Source organism: Microtetraspora sp. NBRC 13810 (genome assembly GCF_030268685.1).
Lineage (GTDB): Bacteria > Actinomycetota > Actinomycetes > Streptosporangiales > Streptosporangiaceae > BSRQ01.
On the sequence record NZ_BSRQ01000011.1, the window covers coordinates 211,075 to 236,807 of the forward strand.

Consider the following 25,733-nt stretch of genomic DNA (forward strand, 5'->3'; position numbering starts at 1 on the left):
GACGATGCCGGGTGAGGTGTGGTTCGCCGTCCTGCCGGACAGCGAAGCCGGTCTCGCCGCGGCCGGGGCGCTGCGCCCGTACGTGGGCGAGGTGATCGTGCACGGGTCGGGCCGGCCCTGGCTCGCGGGCCGCTGGCCGGCCGGACAGGTCACCGTCGCCGAGGCGGGCGCGGCGCGCGCGGCGGTGATCGGGCGCTGTCCGATCACCGTCGCCGACCTGGCGGCGAGGCTGGCCGACATCCGCGAGGCGGAGCAGGCGGAGCGGCTCGTCGCGGGGCTCGCGGGCAGTTTCCATCTGGTCGTGTCCGTCGGCGGGCGGGTCCGGGTCCGCGGCACCGCCTCGGCCACCCGGCGCGTCTTCCACGCCCGCGTCGCCGGCGCCACCGTCGCCGCCAGCCGTTCCGACATCCTCGCCGCCGCCTCCGGCGCGGAGATCGACCCGGAGGTGCTGGCCTCCCGGCTGCTGCCGCCCGGCGCGGTGTACGCGCTGGAGCAGCGCAGCGTCTGGCGCGGCGTGTCGAGCGTCTCCCCGGACCACTGCCTGGTCCTGGACGCCCGCGGGCGGCACACCGAGCACCGCTGGTGGTCCCCGCCGGTCCCCGAGCTGACGCTCGGCCAGGGCGCGGCGGCCGTACGCGACGCGCTCGGCGCCGCCGTCGCCTCCTGCACCGCGGGCGGCGGCACGGTCAGCGCCGACCTGTCCGGCGGCCTCGACTCCACCAGCCTGTGCTTCCTGGCGGCACGCGGCCGGGCCGAACTCGTCACCAGCCACGCGCCGGGGCTCGATCCCAGCAACGACGACACGACGTGGGCGCGCCGGGCCGCCGCCGCCCTGCCGGTGGCGGTGCATCTCTCCGCCGATCCCGGGCTCACCCCGCTGTCCTTCGCGGGGATGGCGGGACCGCACGCCGCGCTGGAGGAGCCGGGCGGCTGGGTGCGCGACGCGGCCAGGCTGCACGACCTGGCGGAGCGGATGACCGCCAGGGGCTCGCGCCTGCACCTGATGGGCGGCGGAGGCGACGAGCTGTTCTCGCCGGTGCCCGCCCTGCTGCACGACCTGGTCCGCAGCCATCCGCTGCTCGCGCTCCGCCGGCTGCGCGCCCACCGGGCCGGACGGCGGCGCGGCCCGCTGGCGCCGGCGCTGCGCGCCCTGGCCGACCGCGGCGACTACGGCACCTGGCTGGGTTCCTCGGCCGCGCGCCTGGCGGCGGGACCGCCGCCGGCCACGGCGGCATCCGTCGGGTGGGGGCCGGAGCTGCGGATGCCGCCGTGGGCCACGCCGGAGGCGGTGGAGGCGGCGCGCGAGGCGCTGGTCGACGCGCTGGCGGCGGCGCCGGAGCCGCTGTCCCCGCAGCGCGCGCAGCACGCGGCGCTGCTCTACGTGCGCACCGGCGGCAACGGGCTGCGCCAGATCGACCAGGCCACCTCGCGGGCCGGCCTGCCGTACACCGCGCCGTTCCTGGACGACGCCGTGGTGGAGGCGGCGCTGTCGGTGCGGACGCACGAGCGCGGCGCGCAGGGGCGGTACAAACCGCTGCTGCGGGCGGCGATGGCGGGCATCGTGCCCGAGCCGCTGCTGACCCGCACAACGAAGGGCGAGTACGGCGTGGACGTCCACACCGGGCTGCGCCGGCATCGTGACGACCTGCTCGGCCTGCTGGACTCGTCGCTGCTGGCCCGCAGGGGCCTGATCGACGACGACGCCGCGCGGGCCGCGCTGCTCGACCCGCACCCGGCGGGGACCGGCCTGGCCCCGCTGATCCAGACGCTGACCTGCGAGGTCTGGCTGCGCTCCCAGGTGGCGTCACCGAAAGTCAGATGACACTCACGTTACGCAATCATCGCCGATGGACATACCAGAGCCGACCGAGGGGCTACCGGAGGGCCACGATGACGCTCACCCTGCGCGACGGTGTCAGCGCCACCCCGACCGACGAGGGGATGGTGCTGCTCGACGAACACGGCGGCCGATACTGGCAGCTGAACGACACCGGGGCCCTGGTCCTGGTCGCGCTTCTCGACGGCGCCACCCCCGGGGAGGCCGCCCGCCGGCTCCTCGACCGCCATCCCGGCCTCGACCCGGACCGGGCCCGCGACGACGTGTCCTCCCTGCTGACCTCGCTGCGGGTGGCCCGCCTCGTAAGCTCGCCGTCCAGCACGAAGCGGGCTGAACCGTCCCGCACCAAACCGGCTGAACCGTCCAGCACGAAACCGGCTACGGCCGGATCGTCCATCACGAAACGGGCCGCCGCGGAACCGGCCGCCGCCGAATCGTCCGTCGCGGGACGGGCGGCCGTGGAAGGGGCGCGCTCGTGAGCCGGCCGATGGAGCCGGTCGGGGGTGGCAGGCCGTCGCTGCGCCGCCGGGTCGCGGCGCTGCCCGCCGTGGGCGTGGCGCGGCTGCTCGCGCCGCTGCCACCGCATCGCATCCGCCGGGTGCTGCGCCTGGTGCGCAGGGGCGCCGGGCCGGCCACCGCCGCGCAGGCGCTGGCCGCGCGGGAGGCGGTCGTGTCGGTGAGCGCCCGGTGCCGGGGCGAGGGCTGCCTGGAGCGTTCCCTGGCCACGGCGCTGCTGTGCCGGATGGCCGGGACCTGGCCCACCTGGCACGCCGGCGTGCGCACCCAGCCGTTCCGCGCGCACGCCTGGGTCGAGGCGGACGGGCGGCCGATCGGCGAGCCGTACCCGACCGGCCACTTCCGGCCGATCATGACCGTGGCCGGTCCGCTGGCCGGTCCGGAGGCCGGGCCCGTCGGCGACCCCGCTCGGTGACCGCCGTTCGGGGGCACGCGGCGGTGCCGGCGATCCGGGCGGAGGGACTGGTCAAGTGGTACGCGGGGGTGCGGGCGGTACGCGGTATCGACCTGACCGTCGCGCCGGGCGAATGCTTCGGCTTCCTCGGGCCCAACGGCGCGGGCAAGCCGACTGCCAAGGTGTGACCTCTAAAGCACGGGTTACCATCCCATAACGGTCTTGGTCACCTGGTCAGCCCGTCTGCTTCGGCCACTTCGGGGGCAGCAGGCAGGGGCCGGAGGGTCAAGGCCGTCTTCGCGTGTGCGTTGACCGGTCGGCGTTCCTCGATCATCGGATGCCAACGATCACAGACGGCCTTGACCCGGAGGTTCCGGCCTGCTCGACTTGCCCCCTGGCCGATGTAGACGGGCTGGCCATCCCGGAGCGGAGCGCCCCGCCGGGGGCATCCAGCTAGTACTCAGCCATCGAAGTCGCCAGCCTTCATCCCTCGGAGGAAGCCCCTCCACGCCTCGGGAGAGAAGCCCAGGGTCGGCCCCTCGGGATCTTTGCTGTCACGGACGGCGACGATGTCGGGGAGGTTGTCCGCCACTTCCACGCAAGCCCCGTTCTGCTGGGAGCGGCGGCTCTTCCTCCAGACTGCATCCGACAGGTCATATCCAGTCATCAAGCACCTCCTGTCACCTGTCGGTCAAGGCTTTTTGGGCTGCAATAAGCATAGCTTGCGTGTCTGCGGGACTCAGTGCCACGGCTCTGAGGTGATCGAACGCAGTCGTGTAGTGGCGCACCTCTTCGGGCTTGTCTACGGAGAGGCTGCCGCCGATCGTCTCGGTGTAGACCACATCCGTCTCTCCCGGATCGGAGAAGCCAAGGACGATGAACGATCCAGCCGTACCGGGGTGCGCCCCCACGGTGTACGGAACGATTTGGATCGTCGTCTTACCTGCCTCACTGGCAGTGATCAGGTACTCAAGCTGGGCCTTCATGACTTGGGCTCCGCCGATGACACGGTGAATGACCGCCTCATCGAGGATCGCCCAAAGCTGCGGGCGGTCCGGTCCATTGAGAACCTTCTGACGAGTCATGCGCACCTCCAGTCGGCGCTGGACTTCGTCGTGATCAAGCTCTAACGGACCTCCAGCGATCAAGGCGCGTGCGTAGTTCTCGGTTTGCAGCAAGCCGGGGACGACGGCCAGTTCAAACGTGTGTATCGCGTCCGCCTCTTGCTCCAGCCCGATCAGGAACTCGTACCGGCTTGGGAGCACATCTCGGTACGAGTACCACCAACCGCGCTTCCGGGAGTCCTTGGCCAACTGAAGTAAGGCTGCGACCTGGTCCGTGTCCTTGAGTCCGTACAGCTCACACATCACGCGGACGTCGGTGGGGTGAGGCGCAGTGCGTCCGGTCTCGATGCGGAACACCTTGGTGTGGTGCCAGTCGAGATGGTTCGCAACCTCTTCCTGCGTAAGGCCCGACGCCTCCCGGAGACGCTTGAGTTCGGAGATGAGCTGCCGTCGTCGTACGGGGTTCTGGCCGGACATTTTGCATACCCCTTCCCATCAACCATGCATGCCACTACCGTGAACGCTACACGGTGCAGCCCTGCAAAAAACTGGGATGCACAGTGCGTGCTGGTACTGAGCATCTTAGTTCGGGACGTAACGCAAGGTCCGTGACCATCACTAGGGACGGTGATGATGCAGCACGAAGGCGCAGTCTTAGATACGGAGCGCACACGGTTCCTGGTGCTGGTGCGACTGGCCTGGGAGCTTCGCGGCCTGGGTGTGGCCGTGTCCGTAGAGATGGCTCCCACAGATGAGCCCTGGGTCCGGGTGCCTGTTGCCGGGAGTTCCATGCGGGTGGTGGCTCGGCCTCGTGGCGATGTGTGGGAGTTGGTTTGGGGCCGTGGCCGCAACCAGTGGGTAGACGCGTCTGAGCAGTACGCCGCACGGCTGGTTCGGCAGGCTGCTCTACGCCGTGTACGGCGGGAGACGAACCGGTGACGGCGACGACGCTCCCCATGAGTATGACGGTGCCCGGGGTCGGAGATGCCGTGCCGTTAGCACGTCACTGGGTCCGGCTGGTGCTGGGCACGGCGGGGTGCGTGATGCTGGATGACGCGCTGCTGACCGTGAGTGAGCTAGTAGGGAATGCGGTCAAGCACAGCCAATCAGGGTCTACGGGCGGGCTGGTCACGGTAGTGATCGGCTATCAGGGTCCTGAAATGACTCGTATCACTGTGATCGACGATGGCGGTGCGACGGTGCCTATGCCCCGCGAGCCCAATCATGATCTTCTTGATGTCTCGGGGCGTGGGCTGTGGCTGGTGAACTCGGTGTGCCGTGCCTGGGGGGTGACGGACACCGACGGTGGTCGGCGTGCGGTGTGGGCGTTGATCCCGGTAGCGGACAAGGTCTGCGACACGTGACGGGGCGGGGAGCGGAGTGTTCGGGTGGGCGCATCCGGCCACGCCACGTCAGGACGCGGACCAGCTTCGGTGGCAGGTGGTCACTGAACGCTCGGACCGCGTGCGGGTGGTGGAGTGGACGTGCCCCTGCCATCACCCCGTGTATGAGCTGTGCTCGTCCGGGGGGCTGCTGTTCATTCGCCGGTGGGACTCCGCGAACTGGGTCGAGTCGGACCGTTGGAGGCTCCACGAGGCGCGGGAGATGTGGGACAAGTTGCTGGCTGGTGCGTGTCGGTAGGTGACCTGCTCTTCTCCCCCTAGAAATTCTGGCGGGCTGACCGGGCGATCTTCATGGGCTCGGTATGCCGTGCCCCGCTGGGCTGACGGGCGACCCGCCAGGCAATACCCCCATGGCTACGAGGCGTGCCGGAACTGCTGTCCGGAGCGTGCTTTCTCCTTCGCACTCTCGTGGTCATGGGGACCACAGCGTCCACCGTGAGGCGCTGAGCATCTATCCCATCCGACGACTGCGACAGGAGAACTGATGACTTACCTGAAGGTGGGGACCTATAACCTGCTGGACGGCGGGCTGGGAGACGACGATAGCCGTCTTCGTCGTCAGCTCGACGTGCTCAAGGAACAGTGTCTGGACATCGTCGCACTCCAGGAGGCGAAGCACTGGAACCAGGACGGGGCCAAGCCGTTCCACCTGGCACAGAGCGTGCTGGGTATGCGGGGGTATCTCGCACAGTCGGCGCATCACGGCTGCCATCTGGTGACTCTGGTGGGTCCACGGGTGCGGGTCATCGAGGAGCGCCACGAGACCGGACATCCCTACTGGCACGGGGTGAACGTGCTCCGGACGGAAATCGACGGCAAGCCGGTAGATCTGATCAACGCACACCTTGCCCCGTCCGTCCCTGAGATCAGGGTTCAGGAGGCGCGGGCCTTACGGCTCCTGGTCGGCAGCAGGCCGGTCATTGCCTGCGGTGACTGGAACGCGGCGGCGTTGGAGGATGACCCGCGCATTGCGGAGGACGCGAACCCGGCTCGGAGCGAGCTGAAAACCGACCGTGGTCCGGCTCAGGCGCTGCTTGATGCGGGGCTGGTGGACGTGGGCGGGTATCTCCATGATCTCACGCCGACTGTGGGACATGCCCGTGCCGGGAGCGGCGTCTCCTATCGGGCCGATCGCATCTACACCACCGATCCCGAGGCGGCTTCGGATCACCGGTTGATCGCTGGTGACGATAGTGACCATGCCCTCGTCATGGCGGGCTTCGGCCATGTTCCCCGCTCGTAGTCCCTGGTAACGGGAGAGCGTCCAGCGGGCTGCTACGGCTGATCGGCGGCCCGCCCCAGGAAATGCGTGGACTGCCAGCCTTGCGGCCCGTTTTTGCGTGAGTCCGGGTCGCAAGGCTGGCCTTTGCATAGACGAACTTGGGCTCGTGAGCGTCGCTGTGTACAGAAACGCCGCGTGGAGTGCGGTGGGAGTGGCGTGGCGTGGCCGGCTGAATGTCCGCAGGACACCCGTAGGGCGACCGTAAAGGAGTTCAGTCGGCGACGGCACGGCTGGTCGCATGTCTGGTGTGGGCGGCAGTGCGGTTTCTGGTCGGCGGGTTGGTTGGTGCGGCGGGTCGGGTGGGCGGTGGGCGGCGTGGTCCGCGCGTGCGCGCCGGGCGGGCGCGGGGCGGGACCGGCCTCCAGGCCGCATGCCCGGTCCCGATGTCCGGGCGGCGCGGGCGGGCGTGCCGCGCCGTGCGGCGGCGCGGAGCGCTGCCGCCTGGACCCAGTAAAGAAACCATGAACCGTAGCCTGGTGGGTCACAGCGCCAGCAGGATACGACCGGTGACCGATTCGAGGGGCGGGGTGTCGGCGTCGATGGAATCCCAAAGGTCATCGGGGATGAGCTGAGGGTTTTCCATCGCGTGTGTGGTCTCAGACGGTGCTGGGCGCGCTGATGATGCCGATGATCTTTTTGTCCGGGGCGATGTTCCCGGTGCGTGGCCTGCCCGGCTGGCTCGCCTGGCTCGTGTCGCTCAACCCGCTCACCTACGCGGTGGACGCCGTGCGCCGGACCGTCGCAGGTCACCTGCCGGGCACGCCGGCGGGACCGCTGCTCACCGGGCCCAGCTGGGCCGGATGGCAGCCGCCGGTCCTCGTGGGACTGGCGGCGGTCGCGCTGCTCGGCGTCACCCTGCTGTCCGTCGCCGCCCGCCGCTTCGCGGACGCCACCCGCTGAGGTAAAGCCTTCTCCGCTTGAACTCCAACTCTCCGTAAGTTACATATTACTGTGAGTCGTCGAAGGAGGCATGGTTCGCGATGTCCGAGGAAGACAAGCCGGCCCGTCCCGCCGAGGAGATCCTGCTCACCCTGGCGGGTGCGGCCGACCTCGTGCTCGACCGGGTGGAGGTGGCCACGCGCCGCCTGCGGGCCACGCTCGGCCGGTCCGACCTGACGGAGCTGTTGAGGGAGGGGCACGACGATCTGAAGGCCCGGGGGCGGCTGACGCTCGGCCGCCATGTCCCCGAGTCCCATCTGGAGGTGCTGGCCAGGCGTGCCGCCGAGCGCCGGTCCCGCGATGTATGACGAGCGCGTCTTCCGCGCCCGGGTCGACGCCGCGCTCGACGCGTTCCTGACCGAGGAGACCGAGCAGGTGGTGGCGTTGCACGAGGCGCTGGCGCCGGTGGCCGACCAGCTCCGCAGGGCCGTCGCGGGCGGCAAGCGGCTGCGCGCGGCGTTCTGCTACTGGGGCTGGCGGGCCGCCTGGCAGCCGGACTCCGACGCCGTGATCAGGGCGGCCGCCGCCATGGAGCTGGTGCACGCGGCGGCGCTCGTGCACGACGACATCATCGACGACAGCCCCACCCGCAGGGGCGAGCCCGCCGCGCACGTCGCGCTCCGGGCGGCGGGCACCGGCCTGCCGCGCGACGACCACGGGACCGCCCTGGCGATCCTGGCCGGCGACATGCTCATGGCCTGGGCGTCGCATCTCTTCCTCACCTGCGGGCTGCCGCAGGCTTATCTGGGCCGGGCGAGAAACCTGTGGATCAAGCTGGCGAGGGAGCTGGTGGCCGGCGAGTGCCTGGAGATCCTCAACGGCGGGCGCCCGCAGGTCGGCCGCGCCGTGGAGATCATCCGGCTGAAGACCGCGAAGTACACCGTCGAGCGCCCCCTGCACCTCGGCGGTCTGCTGGGCGGCGCCCCGCGCGAGACCCTCGCCGCCTTCACCGCGTACGGCGTGCCGCTCGGCGAGGCGTTCCAGCTGCGCGACGACCTGCTCGGCGTGTTCGGCGACCCGGCGCGGACCGGCAAGTCCAACCTGGACGACCTGCGCGGCCGCAAGCCGACGGCACTGCTGGCCGCCGCGCTGGCCGGCGCGGGCGAGACCGACCGCAAAGAGCTGGAGCGGCTGCTGGGCGACCCCGGCCTCGACGCCGGAGACCTGGACGCCATCCAGGGCATCATGCGCCGCGCCGGAGCCCGTGACCACGTCGAGACCATGATCGAGGAGCGGGCGGCCTCCGCCCTCGGCGCCATCGAGCGGACCCGCATGCCGCCCGACGCCGCCCGCGCGCTGGCGGACCTCGTGGCGGCGACGACCACCCGTGACTCATGACCGACCGGAGGCGATCTCCCCGATGACCTACACGATCGAGTCGATGGACGCGCTGCGCAGGCAGGGCGACGAGCTGGCCGACGCCACCGTGCGCGAGCTCTTCGAGCACAGCGAGGTGGGCAGGTTCAACACCTTGATGCGCTGGTTCACCGTGTCCGGCCAGGTCCTGCCCGAAGGGCTGCCCGAGGTGGCCCGCGACTACCTGGAGGCGACCCGGCTGCCGCCCGACTGGGCCGACTGGGGGATCATGGAGCGGGCCCGCGAGTTCTTCCTGGACAACAACGCCCACATCTCCGCCGCGCTGGCCTTCGCCTCGATGCCGGCGGGCTACGCGGTGCCGCACATGGCCCGGCTGCTCAGCGCGACGCACGCCCTGGAGTACCCCTCCCGGCGGATGGCGGAGACCGGCCAGTTCACCGTCTACCTGATGCGCCCGGAGGCGTTCCAGGCGGGCGGCAGGTTCATCCCCGCCGCGCAGAAGGTGCGGTTGCTGCACGCCGCCATCCGTTACCACCTGCGGCAGCAGGGCCGGTGGGACGAGGCCGCGCTCGGCCGGCCGATCTGCCAGGAGGACATGATCGCCTCGCAGATGGGGTTCTCCCTCTTCGTGCTGGACGCGTTGCACCGGCTGGGCGTGCGGATGTCCCCGGAGGGCGCCGAGGCTTACTACTACGCCTGGCGGCTGGTGGGCGTCATGCTGGGCTGCGACCCGGCGGCGATCCCGCCGGACCTGTCGGCCGCGAGGGAGTTCAGCGACCTGTACTGGGTCCGGCACATGGGCCCCTCGGAGGAGGGCGCCCGGCTGACCGGGCAGCTCATCGCGATGTACCAGGAGGTCGTGCCGGGCACCCTCGTCGACCCGGTGGTGCCGGCGCTGATCCGGTTCCTGGTGGGCGACACGATGGCCGACTGGCTCAAGGTGCCGCGCTCGCCATGGGACTCCGTGGCCGCGCTGGTGCCCACCCTGCTCGGCGTCCTGGAGCGGATCGAGGACCGCGCGCCGTACGGCGGGCGGCTGCTCGACCTGGTGGGGCAGCTCGCCACGTCCGTGGAGCTGACCGCGCTCACCCGGGGGCGGGTGATGCACTACACGATCCCGGACGAGCTGAAGCGGGAGTACGGGGTGCGGACGGCCGGGCGGTGGGTCCCGCCGGCGCCGTCCCGGGCCGCGTTCTGAGGGGAGATCGGGTGCCATCCGCCCTTTCGGGGGGTATGTGGTCAATTGGCACTTCGCCCGCAGATCGGCCGCGGCCGAATCCCGTTCTGGACGGAGCCAGATGCGAGACACCGATCCCGACGAGCGCGACGGAGACGCCTCCGGCACCTCCCTGACCTTCGGCATCGAGGAGGAGTTCCTGATCGTGGACGCGCGGGACGGCCGTCCCGCGCCGGTCAACGCCCGGCTGACGGAGGCGCTCGGCGAGGGGGCGGGAGGCGCCGCCGAGTACACGGTGGAGCTGCTGGCCACCATGATGGAGTCCGCGGCCGGGGTCTTCACCCGGCTGGAGGAGCTGCGCGCCTTCCTGGCCGGTGACCGGAAACGGCTGGCGCGCGCCGCGGCCGACCTCGGGGTCCGCCTGGTCGCGACCGGCACCCCGGTCATCGGCCCGCGCGCGCCGCGAGTCGTGTCCGACAAACGCCGCTACCAGGACATGCGCTCGCTCTACGGCTTCCTGGTCTCCCAGCAGGAGACGTGCGGCTGCCACGTGCACGTGGGGGTGCCCGACCGGGAGACCGCGGTCGGCGTGGTCAACTGGCTGCGCCCGTGGCTGCCGACCCTGCTCGCGCTGTCGGCCAACTCCCCCTTCTGCGACGGCGTCGACACCGGGTACGCGAGCTGGCGGACCGTCGCCCTGTCCCGCTGGCCGGCCACCGCCGTTCCGCCGTACTTCGCCTCCGCCGCGCACTACGACGAGGTGACCGAGACGCTGCACCGGGCCGGCGTGCTGATGCGGCCGTTGAACCCTTACTGGCTGGCCAGGCCCTCGGGCCGGTTCCCCACCGTGGAGGTCCGGGCGGCCGACGTGGCGGCCACCGTGGACGAGGCCGTGCTCCAGGCGGCGGTCACCCGCGGCCTGGTCCGTACGGCGGGCGCCGAGCTGGCGGGCGGCGCCCGGGCCCCGGAGGTGGACGGCGGGCTGCTGGAGGCCGCCCTGTGGACCGCCGCGCGCTACGGGCTGGCCGGTCCCGGCGTGCATCCGATGACCGGCCGCCAGGTGCCGGCCGCCGAGCTGGCTCAGGAGATGCTGGACCGGATCCGGCCGGCGCTGCGCGAGCTGGGCGACGAGGAGGAGGTGGACCGGCTCGCCGCCGCGGTGTTCCGCACCGGCACCGGCGCCGACCGGCAGCGGGCGTCGCTGCGCGGAGCGGAGGTGACCGCCGCGGCCGGCGACCTGCTCGACGAGTTCGACATCGGCAGGACGTGAGCCGCCCGCCTCAGGGGTTCTCCTTGAGCGTGAGGGCGTAGTAGTCGACGTGGTAGCCGTCCACGCTCTGCGCGTGGTCGAACAGGGAGAGCCCGTACGGCGACTCGATGCCGAGCAGCCGGGCGGTGTCCACCAGCATGCGGGCCAGGTCGTGGCCCGGCACTTCGCCCGGCCCGTAGGAGGCCGAGTGGTAGCCGTCGCCCCCGTGGTCGTGGGTTGCCGGGACGTCCGACCCGCTGGTCCAGCCGAGCGGGCCGAGCCGGTCGTGCGGCAGCGCGAAGTCGCCCTCATCGAAGATCGCCAGCTCCAGCATGCCGTCACAGGCGATGCTGAACACCCCGGGGCCGTAGGTCCCCGGGATGCGGCCGTGCAGGCCGAGGGTCAGATCGATGCCCAGCGCCCTGGTCTCGGCGGGGAGCGTGGTCAGCATCGAGCCGAGGGAGGCGGCGAAGACGTCCCAGTCGTCGGTACGCCACATGCCGGGGATCCCCAGGCCGGCGTTGGCCGGGTCGCGCCGGGTGCCGAAGAAGCCGCCGAGCTCGTGCGGGTTGCCCTGCGCCTGCCGCCAGTGCCAGAACTCCACCGGGTCGTTGGGGTGCAGCACCAGCTCGGGGCCGTCCTCCGCGGCGTGCAGTTCGAGCGAGTCGTGCTCGCCCCGCCAGCGCCGGAACGGGCTCCCCCAACCGGCCGGCGAGTCGTAGAACGGGCCGGGGAAACCGGTGACGCCCATGATCGGCGAGGGGCCGAAGAGCCCGGTGAGCACGTCGGCCGCCCGGCGGAACGCGTCGGCCTTCGCCGCCGGGCCGCCCTCGGACACCTCGACCGGCACGTACAGGCCGACGTGGTCGCGGCCGTCCGCGTAGTCCTCCTCGTATTTCCCCACCCGGCGCACCCGGGCGTCGCCGGCGGCGAGGCCGGTGCGCAGCACGGGGCCGCTCCCGGTGTCGTGCCACTCCCAGCCCAGCCCGGCGGCCAGTTCGCGCAGCCCGCTCTCGCGCCACCCGCCGGGGTCGGCGGCCCGCAGCCGGGTGGCCAGTCCGGCGAGTTCGTCGTCGGTCAGCCTCGACGCCATCCGGTCACTCCCTCGATCGTTTCGTGACGGAAGAGGACCATACCGCCGTCCGCGACCTCCGAGCAGCGACCTTCGACGCCGTTCCGCCGACCTGCGGCGCAGGCGTCCGGCGTGGATCGCCGACCTGCAGCGCAGGCGTCCGGTGTGGATAATCGTCGCGTGGATCACGGACCCTCCAGGCGTCGGTTTCTCCAGCTCGGCGCGGTCGCCACGGCCGGGGCGCTGGGAGCGGTGACCCCGGCCACGGCCGCGCACACGCCGGACACCTCCTTCGAGCTGCTGCGGCGCCGGTGGCGGGACGTGAGCGCCGGGTCCGGGTTCGATCCGGCGGCGGAGCCGTACCGGGGGCGGCTGGCGCGGCTGGGGGTCCGGGCGGCCGGTTACCGGGACGCGATGGCGCCGGCGGCCGGGTCCCTGTGGCCGGACCAGCCGTTTCCCTCGTTCGTCGGCACGCCGACGCGGTTGCAGGCGATGGCGCGCGCCTACGTGCTGCCGGGCACCGGCCTGACCGGGGACGCGGAGCTCGCGCGGAGCGTGGCGACCGGCGTCGACCACCACCATGAGCGCGCGGGCGGTGCACCGCAGGCCCGGCTGGTGCGCCGCGCTGAGCATGGCGTCCGACCGGGTCGGCCACTACGAGCACGGCAACGGTGAGAACCTGCGCGGCTGGCACACCGGCTCGGGAATGCTCTACTGGTGGGCCCGGGACCACGGCGACCAGTACTCCGACGCCTTCTGGCCGACCGTGGACCCCTACCGGCTGCCCGGCACCACCGTCTCCACCCGGCGGCTGCCCGACGGCGCCGGCGAGGCGTGGGGCGCCGCCCGGTGGCCGCCGTCGTCGAGGGCCACCCGCTGCTCACCGGGGCCGCGACCGGCGCCGCGCTCACCCTCGCCTTCGGCCGCCTCGCCGGCCAGGAGGGCGACTCGAAGACGGTCACCGTACGGCTGCCGCCTCGATAGCGGGCGCCGCCGGTCGCTCAGGGCAGCGCGAGAGCCCGGTCGATGCCGTCGAGCATGAAGGCGCGGGCCAGACCGGCCCTGCGCAGCCGCCAGGCCGGCGACAGGGCGCGCGGCGTGCCGTACCTGCGGTCGTGGATGTCGCTGACCATCTCGGCCGGGGCGCCGAGCTTGAGCAGCACCGGGAACGCCTCCCGCTTGGAGATCATCCCGCCGCCCTGGAGGGTCACCGTGGCGCGGGCCAGGCTGAGCGGGCCGGCGTCCACCCACATGTCGCGCAGCCAGAGCCGCCGCCTGCCCGCGACCCTGCGCCAGTAGCCGTCCAGCTCGGTGCGGATGAAACGGGTGAGCTCCTGGTCGCTCACCGCCGGGACCAGGCCGGTGGGCGGCGGGCCGATCAGGGCCACCCCGTCGGTGAGCAGCTCGCGGCGGATGACCGGGGACACCGTGCGGTCGAACAGCTCCTCGAAGGCCCAGGTGGGGTGTTCGACGCCGACGTCGGCCAGGCGGTCGCGGTTCAGGTAGGAGCAGTGCAGCTTGGCGGCGACCGGGAAGTCGGCGGCCAGCGCCTCGTGGACGCGGCGGATCTCCCTGCGCCGCACGGCGTCCACCTCGCCCGCCACGACCGCCAGCAGGTCGAAGTCGCTGCGGCCGAGCTGGAAGTCGCCGGTCGCGAGTGAACCGTGCACCCAGACGGCGATCACCGGAACCGCCCTGGCGATGTCGATCACGAACCGTTCGACGAGCGCACCCGCCACATCATGCGACATGGTGACGACTATCGCACGGTCCCAGACCAGGCGGCGATAGCGGCGCACTCCGCTCTTGACACCCGGTTACCCACGGGTAAACATCGGCTCACGGCGCCGTCCCTCTTCGACAACTTCCCCCGGAGGACGGGTCACATGGGCTTTCGTGTGCGCGTGAGCATGGCCTTCACCTCGATCGCGATCCTGGTCCTGTCCGCACTCGGGCTCGTCGCCCCGACGGCGGCGACCGCGGCGATGGCGGGCGACGTGCTCGCCGCCCAGCGGGTCACCGTCTACCTGGTGCCGGGGCAGTTGCTCAAGGTCCCGGTGAACGCGTGGAAGATCCTTTATCACTCCACGTCCGCGACCGGCACCGCCAACCAGGTCTCCGGGCTCCTGCTGGTGCCGAAGGCGGGCTACTCCGGGACCCGGCCGATCATCGGTTACGCGATCGGCACCCACGGTCTCGGCGACCAGTGCGCGCCGTCCAACCAGATGCAGGCGGGCACCGATCCCGAACTCGCGCTGGTGAGCCTGCTCCTCGCCCGCGGCTGGGCGGTGGCGGTCACCGACTACGAAGGGCTGGGCACACCGGGCGACCACACCTACATGGCCGGCGTCTCCCAGGGCCGGGCCGTGCTCGACTCGATCCGCGCCGCCGCCCGGGTGCCCGGTTCCGGGCTGTCCGCCGGGGCGCCGGTCGGCATCGTGGGCTACTCCCAGGGCGGTTCCTCGGCGGCGTGGGCGGCGCAGCTCCAGCCGGCGTACGCCCCCGACCTGAAGCTGCGCGGCGTGGCGGCCGGCGGGGTCCCGGCCGACCTGCGCCAGGTCGCCGAGAACGTGGACGGCACGGACAACTTCGGCCTCGCCGCGGCGGCCGGCATCGGGCTCGACGCCGCCTACCCCGAGCTCCGGCTGGACGACTACCTGACCCCGGAGGCCACCGAGCTCTTCGACGACGTCAGGGACGACTGCCTGAGCGCCATCAACGAGAAGACGGCCGGCCGCCGGCTCGCCGACCTGACCACCGCGAACGTGCTCGCGCTGCCCGCCTGGCAGGCCCGGCTGGCCGAGACCCGGATCGGCGGCATCGCGCCCAGGGCGCCGATCTACCTGTTCCACGCCAAGGGCGACGAGATCATCCCGGCCTCGGTCGGCGACACGCTGCGCCGCGAGTGGTGCGCGCAGGGCGCCCGGGTCCTGTGGACGAAGCTGCCCGCTCCCAGCCACGTACTCGGCGCGGTCGGCGGCACCCCGCTGGCCGTCCAGTGGCTCGCCCACCGCTTCGCCGGTCTCCCGACGCTGAGCAACTGCCCCTGACCCGGCGCCCCCGGCCCCCGCGCTCGGCGGGGGCCGGAGCCACAGGCCAGCACGTCACGCCACCTAAGACGCTAAATCCGCTTAAGTCGTGACAGGATCGGACAATGCGCTACATCGTGATCGGGGCCGGGGCGATCGGCGGGACCATCGGCGGGCGGCTGTTCGAGAGCGGGCACGAGGTCGTCCTCGTCGCGCGCGGCGCCCACCACGACGCCATGCGGGCGGACGGGCTACGGCTGACGACACCCGAGGGGACGGTCACCCTCCCGGTCCCCGTGGCGCGCGGGCCGCAGGACGTGACCCTGCGCGGCGACGACGTGCTGGTGCTGGCCGTCAAGACGCAGGACTCGCTCGCCCTGCTCGACGAGTGGGCGCGGGCCCCGGTCGCGGACGGCGAGGGCGGCACCGCCGGCGAGCGCCTGCCGCTGGTCTGCGCGCAGAACGCCGTCGAGAACGAACGCCTAGCCCTGCGCAGGTTCGCCCGGGTGTACGGCATGTGCCTCTGGCTTCCCGCCACCCACCTCGACCCCGGCCACGTGATCGCGTACGGCACGCCGAAGTCCGGCATGCTGCACCTCGGCCGCTACCCGGGCGGCGCGGACGAGGTCGCCGGGCAGTTCGCGGCCGACCTGGACAAGAGCTCCTTCGCCGCCTTCGCCGTGCCCGACGTGATGCGCTGGAAGTACGCCAAACTGCTGGGCAACCTGGGCAACGCGGTGGACGCGCTGTGCGGCCGGGTGCCCGGCATCGACAAGCTCGTCGAGCGGGTGGCCGCCGAGGGCAGGGCCGTGCTCGACGCGGCCGGCATCCCCTACGCCACCGCCGAGGAGGAACGCGCCAGGCGCGGCGACCTGGTGGGATACGGCCGGGTGGAGGGGGCGGCCCGGTCCGGCGGCTCCTCCTGGCAGAGCCTCGCCAAGGGCAGCGGCTCCATCGAGGCCGACTACCTCAACGGCGAGATCGTCCTGCTCGGCCGCCTGCACGGGGTGCCCGCCCCGGCCAACGAGGTGCTGCGCCGCCTCGCCGGGCAGTACGCCAGGGAGCACCGGCCGCCCGGCTCGCTCACCCCCGACGAGCTCACCCGGCTCGTCGAGGACGACCTCAGCCGCACCCTTCGAACTGGGGGACTGTCAGGGTGAGGTTGAGCCCGGTCGGCCCGAACCACTTCTCCAGCAGCTTCTTCGCGGTGCCGTCCTGGTACATCTCGGTGATGGCCTTGTTGACCGCCTCGCAGCCGTCCACGTCGCCCTTGGCGATGCCGACGCCGTAACGCTCGTCGCTGAAGGGCGCATTGACGATCTTGATGGACCGGTCCTCGGTGCCCGCGAAGCCGGCCAGGATCAGATCGTCGGTGGAGACGGCGTCCACCGAGCCGTCCTTCAGCTTGTCCAGGCACTCGCTGTAGGAGGCGGTCTCCACCAGCCGGACCGCGACCTTGCGCTCCTCGCTCACCCGGCGCCAGGAGTTGGAGCCCGTCACCTGGCACAGGCTCCGGCCGCGCAGGTCGCGCACGTTGTCGATGCCCGTCTCGGCGGCCCGCACCAGGGTGTCCTGGTGCGCCACGTAGTAAGGCCCGGCGAAGTCGACCTTGGTCTTGCGCTCGGGGGTGATCGAGTAGGTGGCGAAGATCAGGTCCACCCTGTGCTGCCGCAACAGGTTCTCGCGCTGCGCGGAGGGCGCGGGGACGAACCTGAAGTCGGTGAAGCCCAGCTTGCGGGCGACGTACGCGGCGACGTCGATGTCGAAGCCCTCGTAGCCGCCGTTCGCGTTGCGCAGGCCCAGACCGGGCTGGTCGGGCTTGACGCCGATGGTCAGGGTCTCCTTGTCCAGGATGGACGCCTGCGCGCCGCCGCCCAGGCCGCAGCCCGTCGCCGCCAGGACGAGGGCGAGGGCCACGGCGACGCCGGTCAGCTTGTTCTTCACGACATGCCTCTCAGCGGTACTCGGACAGCCGGGGAGCGACACCGGCGAGGATGAGCAGGACGGCGAGCACGGCCGCGCCGGGCAGGATGAGATCCCAGCCGGAGAGCGCGTCGTCACCGTCCCGGATGGCCTGGTCGAACGCGTCCTTGTGCAGGTCGATCAGGCCGACCAGTTCCTTGTCGTAGTTCTCGAAGGCCCCGGCGAGCGGCCCCATCCGCAGCGCGATCGCCGACCGTACCTGGTCGCGCTGCACGTCGAGGCGCATCGCGCGGTCCTGGAACTGGAAGTCCCGGTAGTCGCCGAGCACCTCGCGGACCGCCGCGCGCTGGCCGGGCAGCGTGATGTTCGCCGCCTCCGCGCCGAGGAAGCCCAGGAAGTCCGGCCGGTCCCGGTAGCCCCCGACCGCCTTGTCCACCCCCGCGTAGTACTTCTCCAGGTTGCCGCCCGGGGTGTAGAGCACGGACTGCGACTTGTCGAGATAGACCTGTTCGTAGGTGTCCGCCCGCTCCGGGTCGAGCAGGTAGCGGCTCTGGTCCCCGTGCATCGTGTTGCCGATCGCCCGCGCCCTGGACAGCGCGAGCACGGAGGTGAACCCGTCGTCGTTCGCCATCCGCAGCTCCGCCGCCTCGGTCGTGAGCAGCGAGGCCGCCGAGACCGTCAGCACGGCGACGGCCACGGTCGCCGCCACCAGCGCCGGGTTGGTCACCCGGCGGAACCGGCGGGCGAGGTAGACCTGGAGCCCGACGAGCACCAGGATCGTGCCGAACCCGGCCACGATCACCAGCCCGCGCCCGGTGGTCACCGCCGAGCTCTCCTCCTCGTACGTCTTGCGCACGATGGTGCCGCTGTCCAGCGTGAGGTTGTACGCCTTGGGCAGCAGGTCGAGCCGCATCAGGTCGGTGGCCTGCCGGTAGAGGTCGATCACCCGCTGCGGCGGCGGCCCCGCCGGGTGCCCGGCCTGCTCGTCCAGCAGGATCGCCTGCGCGGCCAGCCGCTCGTACCGGCCCAACCCGTCGAGCACCGAGCGTACGGTCATCTGCTCGGTGCCGTCCCCGATGGCCAGTTCCGCGGCCTGGAGCACGGCCCGGCTCGCCTCGGCCCTGCGCTGGTCGTACCGGTTCAGCGCCTCCTGCCGGCCCTTGCCCAGCCCGACCTCCCTGCCGATCAGCAGCACGTTCGCCACCTGGGCGTCCATGTCGCTCAGCGCGAAGTACAGGTCGGCGGTGGCCACGACCTGCGGTCCGGCGTCGTGGCCGATGACCTGGAGGCCGTCCCTGGCGTTCCCGATGGTCAGCGCCGTCGCGGTGAAGAGCAGCGCGACCGCGGCCACGCCCACCCCGGCGAGGAGCCGGATGCGGCTCGGCACCGTACGCCGCCGGCGCGGACGCCCGGCGGGCGGCGGCGCGGCGGGCGGCACGGCCGGGGTCGCGCCCGGCCCGGCCGGCGTGGGGGCGGGCGCTGCGCCGGCGGGAGGCGCGGTGACGGGGGTGCTCACGGCGGTCAGCCTTTCCTCAGCGTGATGACGGTCCATGCGCCGAGCCGGATCCGGTCGCCGTCGCCGACCGGGACCGGGACGTTCTGCGCGAGCGGCACGGGAGAGTCGTTGACCGTGGTGCCGTTGGCGGAGCCCGGGTCCACCAGGGTCCAGGAGCCGTCCGGCTGGGCCAGCAGCACGGCGTGCAGATGCGAGACGCCGGGGTCCTCGGGCGGGCCGCTCAGGTCGATCTCCGGGGTGAGGTTCCGCGACCGGCTGTACCGGCCGATGCGCACCTGCCCGCCCCGTACCGGGAACCGGCGCTCGGGGCAGTAGGGCGGGAACGCCACCCGCGGCGCGTCGGGACCGCCCTGCGCGATCACGCTCTCGTAGTACGCGCGGTCGGCCACCACCACCGCCTCCCACCCGCCGGCCGGCCCCGACTCCGCCGCCGGCCGGGCGGCTGCCCCGGTCCAGGACGGCGTGTAGGCGCCGGTCGCGGCGTAGGAACCGGTCTCGGGCGGTGCCTGCGGACCTGAGGTGTGCGGCGGGTGGGCGCCGGTACCCGTCTGCGGCTGGGCTCCGGCGCCCTGGGGCGGTTGGGCGGTGGGGAGGGGGTAGCCGGAGGCGGGGATCTGGCGGGAGTGGCGGGAGTCGCCGCTGGTGCCCGGGATGGGGCGGGCCGGCGCCGCCCCGAGGCGCGGGGTCTGCGCCGACTGCTGCGCCATGCGGACCGCGCCGGACACCTCGACGGCGAAGTCGTAGCCGCACTCCTCGCAGAACCGGCCGGTGCGCCCGGCCTGGCAGTCCGGGCAGCTCGTCCGGCCCTCCCCCGCGCCGGCGGCGGCCGGGGCGGGCGGCGCCGGGGACGGCGGCGCGGCGGGCGCGGCTGAGGCGGGGGTCGGCGCGGCGGCCATGCTCATGCCGCAGACGTCGCAGTAGTCCGTCGCGTCCGAGGCGTGGCCGTCGGGGCAGGTGGCCATCGCTTCCTCCCTAGCTCTCGGGATCCTTGCGCAGGCGTGTGGTACGGACCGACCGGGCGTCCAGCGCGATCTCCGCGGCCTTCTCGACGTTGCGCTTGAGCCTCGCCGTACCGGTGTCCGGGTCGAAGTCGATGACGTTGTCCAGCAGCCGGGCGGTCTCCTCGTTGCCGGCCTTCTCGGCCAGGCCGCGGGCCCGGCCGAGCCGTGCGGTGGCGAGCTCCAGGTCACCCTCCTTGCGGGCCTGGAGGCCGTCCTGGATGAGCTCGGCCAGCTCGGCCTGCCCGGTGTAGTGCGCGACCCGCTGGTTGATCCGGGTGGACTGCGCCAGGTCGTCGCTCCACAGTGCCAGCACGTTGCCCGCGGCGTACTGGAAACCGGTCTCCGGGGCGACCACCTTCACCCAGGCGGCGCGCATCTCCTGGCCCACCACTCCGGGCTGGACCTCGACGCAGACGTGGTACTCCCGGCTTTCCGCGCCCCACGAGCCGGTCGGGTAGTCCCCCGCCTGCGGCCCGGCCTCGGTACGGCGGGCGGTGAGGTCCTCCAGGGTGGGCGAGACCTGCTTGACGAACTTCAGCCTGGCGTTCTGCGGGGTCCACACCCGCAGGGCGACGTCGGCGACCGCCTTGCCCATGGCCGTCTGCGCCATCGCCCGGAAGTCGGCCTCCAGGTCCTTGGGGTCCGGGATGTCCATCACGGTGCCGAGCAGCGTGGAGGAGATCTTGCGCAGCTCGGCGACCACCCAGGCGTCGCCGACTCCCCGGCAGTCGCAGACGAACTTGCCCGTGCAGTAAGCCAGGTCGGCGTCGAACTCCCAGGACTTCTGGTGCTCGTTCTTGCCGTCGGTGAGCAGGATGGCGTGCTTGATCGCGTGCGGGAACGGCTGGAAGAGGTCGGCGGCCAGACGCAGCCAGCGGCCCATCGCGGTGCCGCCGTCCGCCTGCAACCGGCCGATGGCGTCCTTCGCGGCCTGCCTGGTGTGCGGGTCGGCCTGGATCAGCCGCTGCTCCGGCGGGAAGATCATGTGCGCGTGCGCGGTGCCGGCGACGATCGCGAAGAAGACCCCGTCGCGCAGGGTGTCCACGGCCGCCTGGGCCGCCTTCCTCGCTTCGGCGATCTTGCCGTAGGCCATCGAGCCGGACGTGTCGACGATGACGACCTCGGCTGCCTGCGCCGCCGGGGCCGCCTGCGCCGCGCCGGTGGACTCGACGGTGAGGACGGCGTGCACTTCCTTGCCGCCCGCGGGGAGGTACTTGTTCTGGTCCACGCGGATCGTGAACCCGGGCTGCTCGGTCACTGGAGAGGGCTCCCCTTCTCGAACGGGATCACCAGCACGGTGATGTTGTCGCGTCCCCCCGCCTGCAGCGCGAGCCGTACCAGGGCCTGGGCCGTGGGCAGGGGGGAACCCGCGGCGTGCGGAGCGGCGGCGGCCATCTCAGCGGCGGACGGCAGGTAGTTCCACAGGCCGTCGCTGCACACGAGGACCGCGCCGGGGCCGTCCGGCTCGAACGTCTTCACCTGCGGGAGCACCTCGCCCGCGTCCGCGCCCAGCCAGGCGGTCAGCATGCCGCCGTCGGTGGCGTCGTCGGCGGTGAGGCGCACCGGGCCGGCGCCCAGCCAGTAGGCCCGGCTGTCCCCCGCCCAGCCGACCGTCACCCGGCCCGGGGTCACGATCGCCGAGACGTAGGTGCAGGCGGGCGCGTCCTCGAAGGTGCCGAGGGTGGCGACCGCCGCCGCGGCCCTGGCGACCGCGATCCTGGTCGCCCGCACGTGTCCCGCGCCCGTCCGCAGCTCCGAGACCAGGGCCGCCGCCCCGGTCTCCGCCGCCGTCTGCGAGGCCGCGTCCGGTCGCGGCGAGGACGAGACGCCGTCGCAGACCACGCCGGCGATCGTGACGTCGTCCACCGCGGCCAGCGCCATCGCGTCCTCGTTGCGGCTGTGCCGCAGCCCGCGGTCGCTGACGCCGGCGGCGGTGCCCGTCTGGGTGGCCACCTGGATCTCGGTGTGGTCCCTGCCGGTCGGCTGGCGCACCCCGCAGCGCCCGCAGTAGCCGTCCTGGCCGAGCGCCGCCGCACCGCACGCCGTGCACGCCCCGGGGGCGCCGGGCCGGATCGCCCGCCCGCAGTCCTCGCAGAACGCCTCCCCGGCGAGCACCGGGTAGGCGCAGTGCGGGCACATCGAAGTGATCGTCATACCCACGTCCTCGGGCGCACCAGGTTGGCCTTGTCCACGAGGGCGTGCCGCTCCGGCCGGATGGTGGACGCGCGGGCCAGCGAGCGGTAGACGCGCTCCAGCTCGGCGCGCACGCCGCGCTCGGTGAGCGGCCGGCCGAGCAGCTTCGTGCGCTGCTGGGACCGCCCGCCGGCGGCGAGCCAGGCGAGCGCGGCCTCCAGCACCTCCGCGGCCAGCCTGCCGTGCCGGACCGCGTCCAGCCCGAGGTCGCTCAGCCGCTCCCCGGCGCCCACCAGCTCGTCCACGTGCCCGCCGGCCGCGGCCTCCCCGCGTACGGCCGCGGCCACCGCCGCCATCTGGGCCGAGACGTGATGGCTGGACGTGGTCGGCACCTCGTCGAGCACCCGGGTGGCCGCCTTCCTGTCGCCCTCCGCCAGCCTGGCCCTGGCCAGGCCGAACGCGGCGCTCACGTAGGACCGGTCGGTGCGCCAGATGACGGTGTAGTGCCGTGCGGCCTCCCGCGGGTCGCCCGCGCACTCGCGGCTGAACGCCAGGGCGAGCCTGGGCGCGAACTCGCCGGGCATCCGGTAGTAGAGGTCGTCGAAGACCCTGATGGCGTCCGCGAGGTTGCCCCAGGCCAGGTCGCGCAGCCCGTGGTACCACAGGACCCGCCAGTCCCACGGCGCCTGCCCGGCCACCTCCTGCAGCACCGCGTTCACCCTCGGGTTGCGCTGTTCGACCAGCGCCCTGACCAGGGCGAGCCGGGTCTCGACGGTGGGCGTGGGGGCGGCCTCGATCAACCGGACCAGGTCGTCCAGGGTGCGCGCGGTCATGCCGGCGAGGTATCCCGCGGCGGGGTCGGCCGGGTCCACCAGCGGGGTCGGCAGCGCGCCCACCGCGGCGGCGGGGTCCAGCGGGACGAGCACCAGGCCGTCCCGCGCCCCCGAGCCGTTCCGCGCCGCCCCGCCGTTCGGCGCCATCCCACCGTGCGGCGCCGTCCCGGCGTGCGGGGCCATCCCGACGTGCGGCGCCATCCCGGCGTGCGAGGCCATCCCACCGTGCGGCGCCGTCCCGACGTGCGGGGCCGTCCCACCGTGCGGCGCCGTCCCGGCGTGCGGGGCGAGGGCGGTGCCGGTGGCCGCGGCGGGCGTGTCGCCCTCGGCCAGGGCGGTCCCCGCGGCCACCCGCTCCGGGCCGAACTGCGCCGAAGGCGCGGGGTAGGGGATGCCGTCCTCCGCCGCGCGGATCTCCCGCAGGATGCCGGTGAGCTGCTCGGCCATCTCGGCCGCGCTCGGGAACCGGCGGGCGGGCACCGGGTCGGTGGCCCGCTGGAGGAACCGGTACAGCGACTCGTAGTAGGCCAGCACCGGCACCTGGCCGGGCGGCGGCAGCGGCGTGGGCACGCCGCCGGTGACCGGGCTGAAGGGGAAGCTGAGCACGGCGAGCATCCGGCCGACCGTGTAGAGGTCGGAGACGACCGACGGCCCCTCGGCGGCGATCTCCGGGGCCTGGTAGCCGATGGTGCCGTAGATCGCGCTCTCCTGGTCGTCGACGTGCCGCACCGCGCCGAGGTCGATCAGCTTGAGCTGGTCCTCCACCTGGATCACGTTGGCCGGTTTGAGGTCGCAGTAGAGCAGGCCCCGGTCGTGCAGGTAGTCGAAGGCGCGCAGCACCTCCAGGATGTAGGCGATCGCCTGGCCGATGGGCAGCGCCTCGCGGTTGGCGGTGGCGCGCAGCCGGGCGCGCAGCATCTCCTGGAGCGGCCGGCCGCCGACGTACTCCATGACGATGTACCCGACCATCGTCATCGTGGCCGGGTCGGGATGCTGCACGAAGTTGAAGATGCGGACGATGTTGGCGTGGTCGACGCCGGTGAGGAAGCGGCGTTCGGCCTCGGCGGCGAGGAGCGCCTCGACGTCACCGGTGTCGAGCAGGCCCTTCAGCACGACCCACCGGCCGTCCAGGTTGAGGTCCGCGGCCAGGTAGATCCAGCCGAGGCCGCCGTGCGCCAGGCAGCCCTTCACCTCGTACTGCCCGGCGACCAGGTCACCGGGACGCAGCTTGGGGGTGAAGGAGAACCGGGTGCCGCAGTGCGGGCAGAATCCCTCGGTCCGGCCGGGACGGTCGTTCTTGGACCGGCCGACGGGCTTGCCGCACGAGCCGTTGCTGCAGAACCGCTTGTCCTCGGGCACCTCGGGGTTGTGCAGTACGACCTCGGACGGGTCGCGGTAGGGCACCGGCGGCACCGCGACCAGCCCGGCGCCGAGCAGGCCGCGCCGCGAACGCGTGCTTGAGGTGCTGCGGCCCGAGGCCGGGCCGCTGGTCGGCCCGGTGGCGGGAGCCGTGCCGGGCGCGGTGCCGGGGGACGTCCCCGGGTCGTAGGCCGCCCGCCCGCTCGACGTCGCCGGCCGCCAACCCGCGGGCTGGGCCCGCCACCCCGTGCCGGGCACGCCACCCTGGGTGCCGCCGGACGCGCCGGGGCCGCCGGGGACGGGCGGCGCCGGTGCGAAGGCGTGGGCCGCCGAGACGGGGGCGGATGCCGGCGGGGGCGCCGGCGGGGGCGGCGCGGACACCGGCGCCGCGACGGGCGGGGCGAGGCCGCACGAGTCGCAGTAGCCGTCCTGCACGGTCCCCGTACAGCCGGGGTGCGCGCACTTCGTCATCCGCCCGCTCCGATCTCCTTGATCGCCCGCTGGTAACCGGCCATCGCGACCGTCGCCTGGCGCAGGTCGCAGGGGGCCGTCCACAGCAGGTCGTGGGCCTGCCGGTAGAGGTAACCGAGCTCGGCGTCCTCGCCCGCGCCCAGCCGTACCGCCTTGGCCCGGAACGCCTCCAGCCGGCCGCGCAGCTCGTCGCGCCGGTCGATGAGACCGGTGACGGTGCCGGTCGTCGCGTGCGCCTGGGCCAGCGCGTCCGCCACGGCCCGCTCCAGCTCACCGGTACGGCGGGCCAGCTCGGCCCAGTCGCCCGCGGCGTGCGATCCGCCGAGCGCCGCGAGCCGGTCGCGCAGCGTGCCCGCCTGGTCGGGCAGGCCGGGGAGCACCGGGGAGGCGATCTTCACGAGGACCAGGTCGCGGGCGGCGCGGGCCGCGTCCTCCGCGGCGGCCACCGCGGCGATCCGCCCGGCCAGCTCGCGCACCCGCTCGCCGAACCCGGTCCTGATGGCCAGGGCGTCTTCGAGCACGCGGTGCCTGGCGGCGACGGCGGCGGCGATCCGGTCCAGCTCGACCTGCTCGCCCGGGTCGCCGGCGGCGTGGGTCAGCGGGTCGGCGCGCGCGGCGTCGCGGACGCCGATCAGCTCGCGGCCCAGGGCCTTCAGCTCGTCGTCCCCGTCGCCGAGGCGGAGCGACACCTCCCAGGCCGCCTTCCAGCCCTCCTCCGCCCGGCTGATCCTGGGCGCCAGGATGGTCCAGGCGGCGTCGGCCATGGCGACGAGCTGGGCGCAGTCGCGGTAGGTGGCGTCCATCCGGGTGAGCACCTGGTCGAGCGTGAGCCACTCACCGGCCGAACGGACCAGCGAGCGCCGCTCCACCGGCACGTCCTCGACCTTCATCTCCACCGAGGCGCCGGTGAGCAGCGCGGTCAGCTCGGCCAGCTCCGCCGTGCCCGGCCGGGACCTGCGGCTCCTGATCTCCTCGGCGCGCTCAAGGGTGCGCCGGTAGGCGTCGAACAGCCACCACAGCGTGACGATGCCGGCCCGGGCCTCGTCCCACCGCCGCCTGGTCTGCCCGCGCAGCTCGGCGCCGTCGAGGAGCCGGTGTCCGGGGTGGGCCTCCAGGTCGAGGAGATCGGTGGAGAGTCGTTCGAGCTGCGCGCGGCGCCGCTGCAGGGCATGGTCGACTCCCTCCATGCTCATTGGCGGCCCGCTCGTGCTCACCACT

The 25,733-nt window shown here is 73.1% G+C and carries 26 protein-coding genes and 1 pseudogene; 16 read left to right on the top strand and 11 right to left on the bottom strand.

Going from position 1 to position 25,733, the window contains the following annotated elements; all coding sequences use genetic code 11:
- Positions 1–4: 4 nt before the first annotated feature.
- The 4 genes from QSK26_RS22930 to QSK26_RS22945 all read left to right on the top strand — a co-directional run bounded on the left by QSK26_RS22930 (position 5) and on the right by QSK26_RS22945 (position 2,935).
- Positions 5–1,822, top strand: a complete 1,818-nt coding sequence (locus tag QSK26_RS22930; protein WP_285777285.1) for an asparagine synthase-related protein — start codon at positions 5–7, stop codon at positions 1,820–1,822.
- Between the two features lie 68 nt (positions 1,823–1,890).
- A complete protein-coding gene (locus QSK26_RS22935) occupies positions 1,891–2,316 on the top strand; it encodes a lasso peptide biosynthesis PqqD family chaperone (protein ID WP_285777286.1) in 426 nt (141 codons plus the stop codon).
- Entirely contained in the window at positions 2,313–2,768 is a 456-nt protein-coding gene (locus tag QSK26_RS22940) for a lasso peptide biosynthesis B2 protein (protein ID WP_285777287.1), read from the top strand. Before QSK26_RS22935 ends, QSK26_RS22940 begins: the two co-directional genes overlap by 4 nt.
- A complete protein-coding gene (locus tag QSK26_RS22945) occupies positions 2,765–2,935 on the top strand; it encodes a hypothetical protein (RefSeq protein WP_502888733.1) in 171 nt (56 codons plus the stop codon). The genes QSK26_RS22940 and QSK26_RS22945 overlap by 4 nt, the downstream gene beginning before the upstream one ends.
- A 272-nt stretch (positions 2,936–3,207) precedes the next feature.
- On the opposite strand, the gene QSK26_RS22950 is transcribed toward QSK26_RS22945, so the two are convergent.
- Both QSK26_RS22950 and QSK26_RS22955 read right to left on the bottom strand, forming a co-directional pair.
- Complete coding sequence (locus tag QSK26_RS22950; protein WP_285777288.1) at positions 3,208–3,414, bottom strand: DUF397 domain-containing protein; 207 nt, start codon at positions 3,412–3,414, stop codon at positions 3,208–3,210.
- Between the two features lie 13 nt (positions 3,415–3,427).
- Positions 3,428–4,288, bottom strand: a complete 861-nt coding sequence (locus tag QSK26_RS22955) for a helix-turn-helix domain-containing protein (protein ID WP_285777289.1) — start codon at positions 4,286–4,288, stop codon at positions 3,428–3,430.
- Positions 4,289–4,746: 458 nt separating this feature from the next.
- Between QSK26_RS22955 and QSK26_RS22960 the strand changes: the two genes are divergently transcribed.
- The 7 genes from QSK26_RS22960 (at position 4,747) to QSK26_RS22990 (ending at position 11,199) form a co-directional block, all read left to right on the top strand.
- On the top strand, positions 4,747–5,175 hold the full coding sequence (locus tag QSK26_RS22960) for an ATP-binding protein (RefSeq protein WP_285777290.1): 429 nt from the start codon (positions 4,747–4,749) through the stop codon (positions 5,173–5,175).
- Positions 5,176–5,698: 523 nt separating this feature from the next.
- Positions 5,699–6,457, top strand: a complete 759-nt coding sequence (locus tag QSK26_RS22965) for an endonuclease/exonuclease/phosphatase family protein (RefSeq protein ID WP_285777291.1) — start codon at positions 5,699–5,701, stop codon at positions 6,455–6,457.
- 627 nt (positions 6,458–7,084) lie between these two features.
- Positions 7,085–7,396: an ABC transporter permease gene (locus QSK26_RS22970; protein WP_285777292.1), complete on the top strand. Its 312-nt coding sequence runs from the start codon at positions 7,085–7,087 to the stop codon at positions 7,394–7,396.
- A gap of 80 nt (positions 7,397–7,476) precedes the next feature.
- Entirely contained in the window at positions 7,477–7,743 is a 267-nt protein-coding gene (locus tag QSK26_RS22975) for a hypothetical protein (protein ID WP_285777293.1), read from the top strand.
- The gene (locus QSK26_RS22980; protein WP_285777294.1) at positions 7,736–8,773 is read left to right on the top strand and encodes a polyprenyl synthetase family protein; all 1,038 of its coding nucleotides are present in this window, start codon (positions 7,736–7,738) and stop codon (positions 8,771–8,773) included. Before QSK26_RS22975 ends, QSK26_RS22980 begins: the two co-directional genes overlap by 8 nt.
- Complete coding sequence (locus tag QSK26_RS22985; RefSeq protein WP_285777295.1) at positions 8,763–9,950, top strand: oxygenase MpaB family protein; 1,188 nt, start codon at positions 8,763–8,765, stop codon at positions 9,948–9,950. Before QSK26_RS22980 ends, QSK26_RS22985 begins: the two co-directional genes overlap by 11 nt.
- 100 nt (positions 9,951–10,050) lie before the next feature.
- Positions 10,051–11,199: a carboxylate-amine ligase gene (locus QSK26_RS22990; protein ID WP_285777296.1), complete on the top strand. Its 1,149-nt coding sequence runs from the start codon at positions 10,051–10,053 to the stop codon at positions 11,197–11,199.
- A gap of 10 nt (positions 11,200–11,209) precedes the next feature.
- On the opposite strand, the gene QSK26_RS22995 is transcribed toward QSK26_RS22990, so the two are convergent.
- Positions 11,210–12,271 carry a hypothetical protein gene (locus QSK26_RS22995; RefSeq protein ID WP_285777297.1) on the bottom strand — a complete coding sequence of 354 codons (1,062 nt, stop codon included), beginning with the start codon at positions 12,269–12,271 and terminating at the stop codon, positions 11,210–11,212.
- 159 nt (positions 12,272–12,430) lie between these two features.
- Here QSK26_RS22995 and QSK26_RS23000 point away from each other — a divergent pair, with 159 nt between their 5' ends.
- The 3 genes and pseudogenes from QSK26_RS23000 (at position 12,431) to QSK26_RS23010 (ending at position 13,234) form a co-directional block, all read left to right on the top strand.
- Entirely contained in the window at positions 12,431–12,925 is a 495-nt protein-coding gene (locus tag QSK26_RS23000) for a hypothetical protein (protein WP_285777298.1), read from the top strand.
- Positions 12,882–13,010 (top strand): annotated as a pseudogene (locus QSK26_RS23005) (polysaccharide lyase family 8 super-sandwich domain-containing protein); the annotation flags it as partial. The gene QSK26_RS23000 and the pseudogene QSK26_RS23005, both read left to right, overlap by 44 nt.
- A gap of 89 nt (positions 13,011–13,099) precedes the next feature.
- Entirely contained in the window at positions 13,100–13,234 is a 135-nt protein-coding gene (locus tag QSK26_RS23010; RefSeq protein ID WP_285777358.1) for a hypothetical protein, read from the top strand.
- A gap of 17 nt (positions 13,235–13,251) precedes the next feature.
- Here QSK26_RS23010 and QSK26_RS23015 read toward each other — a convergent pair whose 3' ends face one another.
- Positions 13,252–14,001, bottom strand: a complete 750-nt coding sequence (locus tag QSK26_RS23015; RefSeq protein WP_285777299.1) for a nucleotidyltransferase domain-containing protein — start codon at positions 13,999–14,001, stop codon at positions 13,252–13,254.
- A 135-nt stretch (positions 14,002–14,136) separates the two neighbouring features.
- On the opposite strand from QSK26_RS23015, the gene QSK26_RS23020 reads away from it, so the two are divergent.
- Both QSK26_RS23020 and QSK26_RS23025 read left to right on the top strand, forming a co-directional pair.
- Positions 14,137–15,300, top strand: coding sequence for a lipase family protein (locus QSK26_RS23020; protein ID WP_285777300.1), 1,164 nt, complete (start codon positions 14,137–14,139; stop codon positions 15,298–15,300).
- A gap of 104 nt (positions 15,301–15,404) precedes the next feature.
- On the top strand, positions 15,405–16,439 hold the full coding sequence (locus QSK26_RS23025) for a ketopantoate reductase family protein (protein WP_285777301.1): 1,035 nt from the start codon (positions 15,405–15,407) through the stop codon (positions 16,437–16,439).
- Here QSK26_RS23025 and QSK26_RS23030 read toward each other — a convergent pair.
- Genes QSK26_RS23030 through QSK26_RS23060 form a run of 7 tightly spaced genes read right to left on the bottom strand, consistent with a single transcriptional unit; the run spans position 16,402 to position 25,702 of the window.
- Positions 16,402–17,223 carry a glutamate ABC transporter substrate-binding protein gene (locus tag QSK26_RS23030; protein WP_285777302.1) on the bottom strand — a complete coding sequence of 274 codons (822 nt, stop codon included), beginning with the start codon at positions 17,221–17,223 and terminating at the stop codon, positions 16,402–16,404. The two genes, QSK26_RS23025 and QSK26_RS23030, sit on opposite strands and share 38 nt — an antisense overlap.
- A gap of 10 nt (positions 17,224–17,233) precedes the next feature.
- Positions 17,234–18,718, bottom strand: a complete 1,485-nt coding sequence (locus tag QSK26_RS23035; RefSeq protein WP_285777303.1) for a GlnX family signal transduction membrane protein — start codon at positions 18,716–18,718, stop codon at positions 17,234–17,236.
- A gap of 5 nt (positions 18,719–18,723) precedes the next feature.
- Positions 18,724–19,680, bottom strand: coding sequence for an FHA domain-containing protein (locus QSK26_RS23040; protein WP_285777304.1), 957 nt, complete (start codon positions 19,678–19,680; stop codon positions 18,724–18,726).
- Between the two features lie 10 nt (positions 19,681–19,690).
- Positions 19,691–20,977, bottom strand: coding sequence for a VWA domain-containing protein (locus QSK26_RS23045; RefSeq protein ID WP_285777305.1), 1,287 nt, complete (start codon positions 20,975–20,977; stop codon positions 19,691–19,693).
- Positions 20,974–21,873 (bottom strand): PP2C family protein-serine/threonine phosphatase, encoded by a 900-nt coding sequence (locus tag QSK26_RS23050; protein WP_285777306.1) that lies wholly within the window; start codon positions 21,871–21,873, stop codon positions 20,974–20,976. The genes QSK26_RS23045 and QSK26_RS23050 overlap by 4 nt, the downstream gene beginning before the upstream one ends.
- Positions 21,870–24,515 carry a tetratricopeptide repeat protein gene (locus tag QSK26_RS23055; protein WP_285777307.1) on the bottom strand — a complete coding sequence of 882 codons (2,646 nt, stop codon included), beginning with the start codon at positions 24,513–24,515 and terminating at the stop codon, positions 21,870–21,872. Before QSK26_RS23055 ends, QSK26_RS23050 begins: the two co-directional genes overlap by 4 nt.
- Complete coding sequence (locus tag QSK26_RS23060; RefSeq protein ID WP_285777308.1) at positions 24,512–25,702, bottom strand: hypothetical protein; 1,191 nt, start codon at positions 25,700–25,702, stop codon at positions 24,512–24,514. The genes QSK26_RS23055 and QSK26_RS23060 overlap by 4 nt, the downstream gene beginning before the upstream one ends.
- Positions 25,703–25,733: the final 31 nt, after the last annotated feature.

Excerpts from the sequence above, each read along its gene's own strand:
- QSK26_RS22930 (WP_285777285.1), top strand. The coding sequence starts at position 5 with ATGCCGGGTGAGGTGTGGTTCGCCGTCCTGCCGGACAGCGAAGCCGGT.
- QSK26_RS22935 (WP_285777286.1), top strand. The coding sequence starts at position 1,891 with ATGACGCTCACCCTGCGCGACGGTGTCAGCGCCACCCCGACCGACGAG.
- QSK26_RS22950 (WP_285777288.1), bottom strand. The coding sequence starts at position 3,414 with ATGACTGGATATGACCTGTCGGATGCAGTCTGGAGGAAGAGCCGCCGC.
- QSK26_RS22955 (WP_285777289.1), bottom strand. The coding sequence starts at position 4,288 with ATGTCCGGCCAGAACCCCGTACGACGACGGCAGCTCATCTCCGAACTC.
- QSK26_RS22965 (WP_285777291.1), top strand. The coding sequence starts at position 5,699 with ATGACTTACCTGAAGGTGGGGACCTATAACCTGCTGGACGGCGGGCTG.
- QSK26_RS22975 (WP_285777293.1), top strand. The coding sequence starts at position 7,477 with ATGTCCGAGGAAGACAAGCCGGCCCGTCCCGCCGAGGAGATCCTGCTC.
- QSK26_RS22980 (WP_285777294.1), top strand. The coding sequence starts at position 7,736 with ATGTATGACGAGCGCGTCTTCCGCGCCCGGGTCGACGCCGCGCTCGAC.
- QSK26_RS22990 (WP_285777296.1), top strand. The coding sequence starts at position 10,051 with ATGCGAGACACCGATCCCGACGAGCGCGACGGAGACGCCTCCGGCACC.
- QSK26_RS22995 (WP_285777297.1), bottom strand. The coding sequence starts at position 12,271 with ATGGCGTCGAGGCTGACCGACGACGAACTCGCCGGACTGGCCACCCGG.
- QSK26_RS23015 (WP_285777299.1), bottom strand. The coding sequence starts at position 14,001 with ATGTCGCATGATGTGGCGGGTGCGCTCGTCGAACGGTTCGTGATCGAC.
- QSK26_RS23020 (WP_285777300.1), top strand. The coding sequence starts at position 14,137 with ATGGGCTTTCGTGTGCGCGTGAGCATGGCCTTCACCTCGATCGCGATC.
- QSK26_RS23025 (WP_285777301.1), top strand. The coding sequence starts at position 15,405 with ATGCGCTACATCGTGATCGGGGCCGGGGCGATCGGCGGGACCATCGGC.
- QSK26_RS23040 (WP_285777304.1), bottom strand. The coding sequence starts at position 19,680 with ATGGCCACCTGCCCCGACGGCCACGCCTCGGACGCGACGGACTACTGC.
- QSK26_RS23050 (WP_285777306.1), bottom strand. The coding sequence starts at position 21,873 with ATGACGATCACTTCGATGTGCCCGCACTGCGCCTACCCGGTGCTCGCC.
- QSK26_RS23055 (WP_285777307.1), bottom strand. The coding sequence starts at position 24,515 with ATGACGAAGTGCGCGCACCCCGGCTGTACGGGGACCGTGCAGGACGGC.
- QSK26_RS23060 (WP_285777308.1), bottom strand. The coding sequence starts at position 25,702 with ATGGAGGGAGTCGACCATGCCCTGCAGCGGCGCCGCGCGCAGCTCGAA.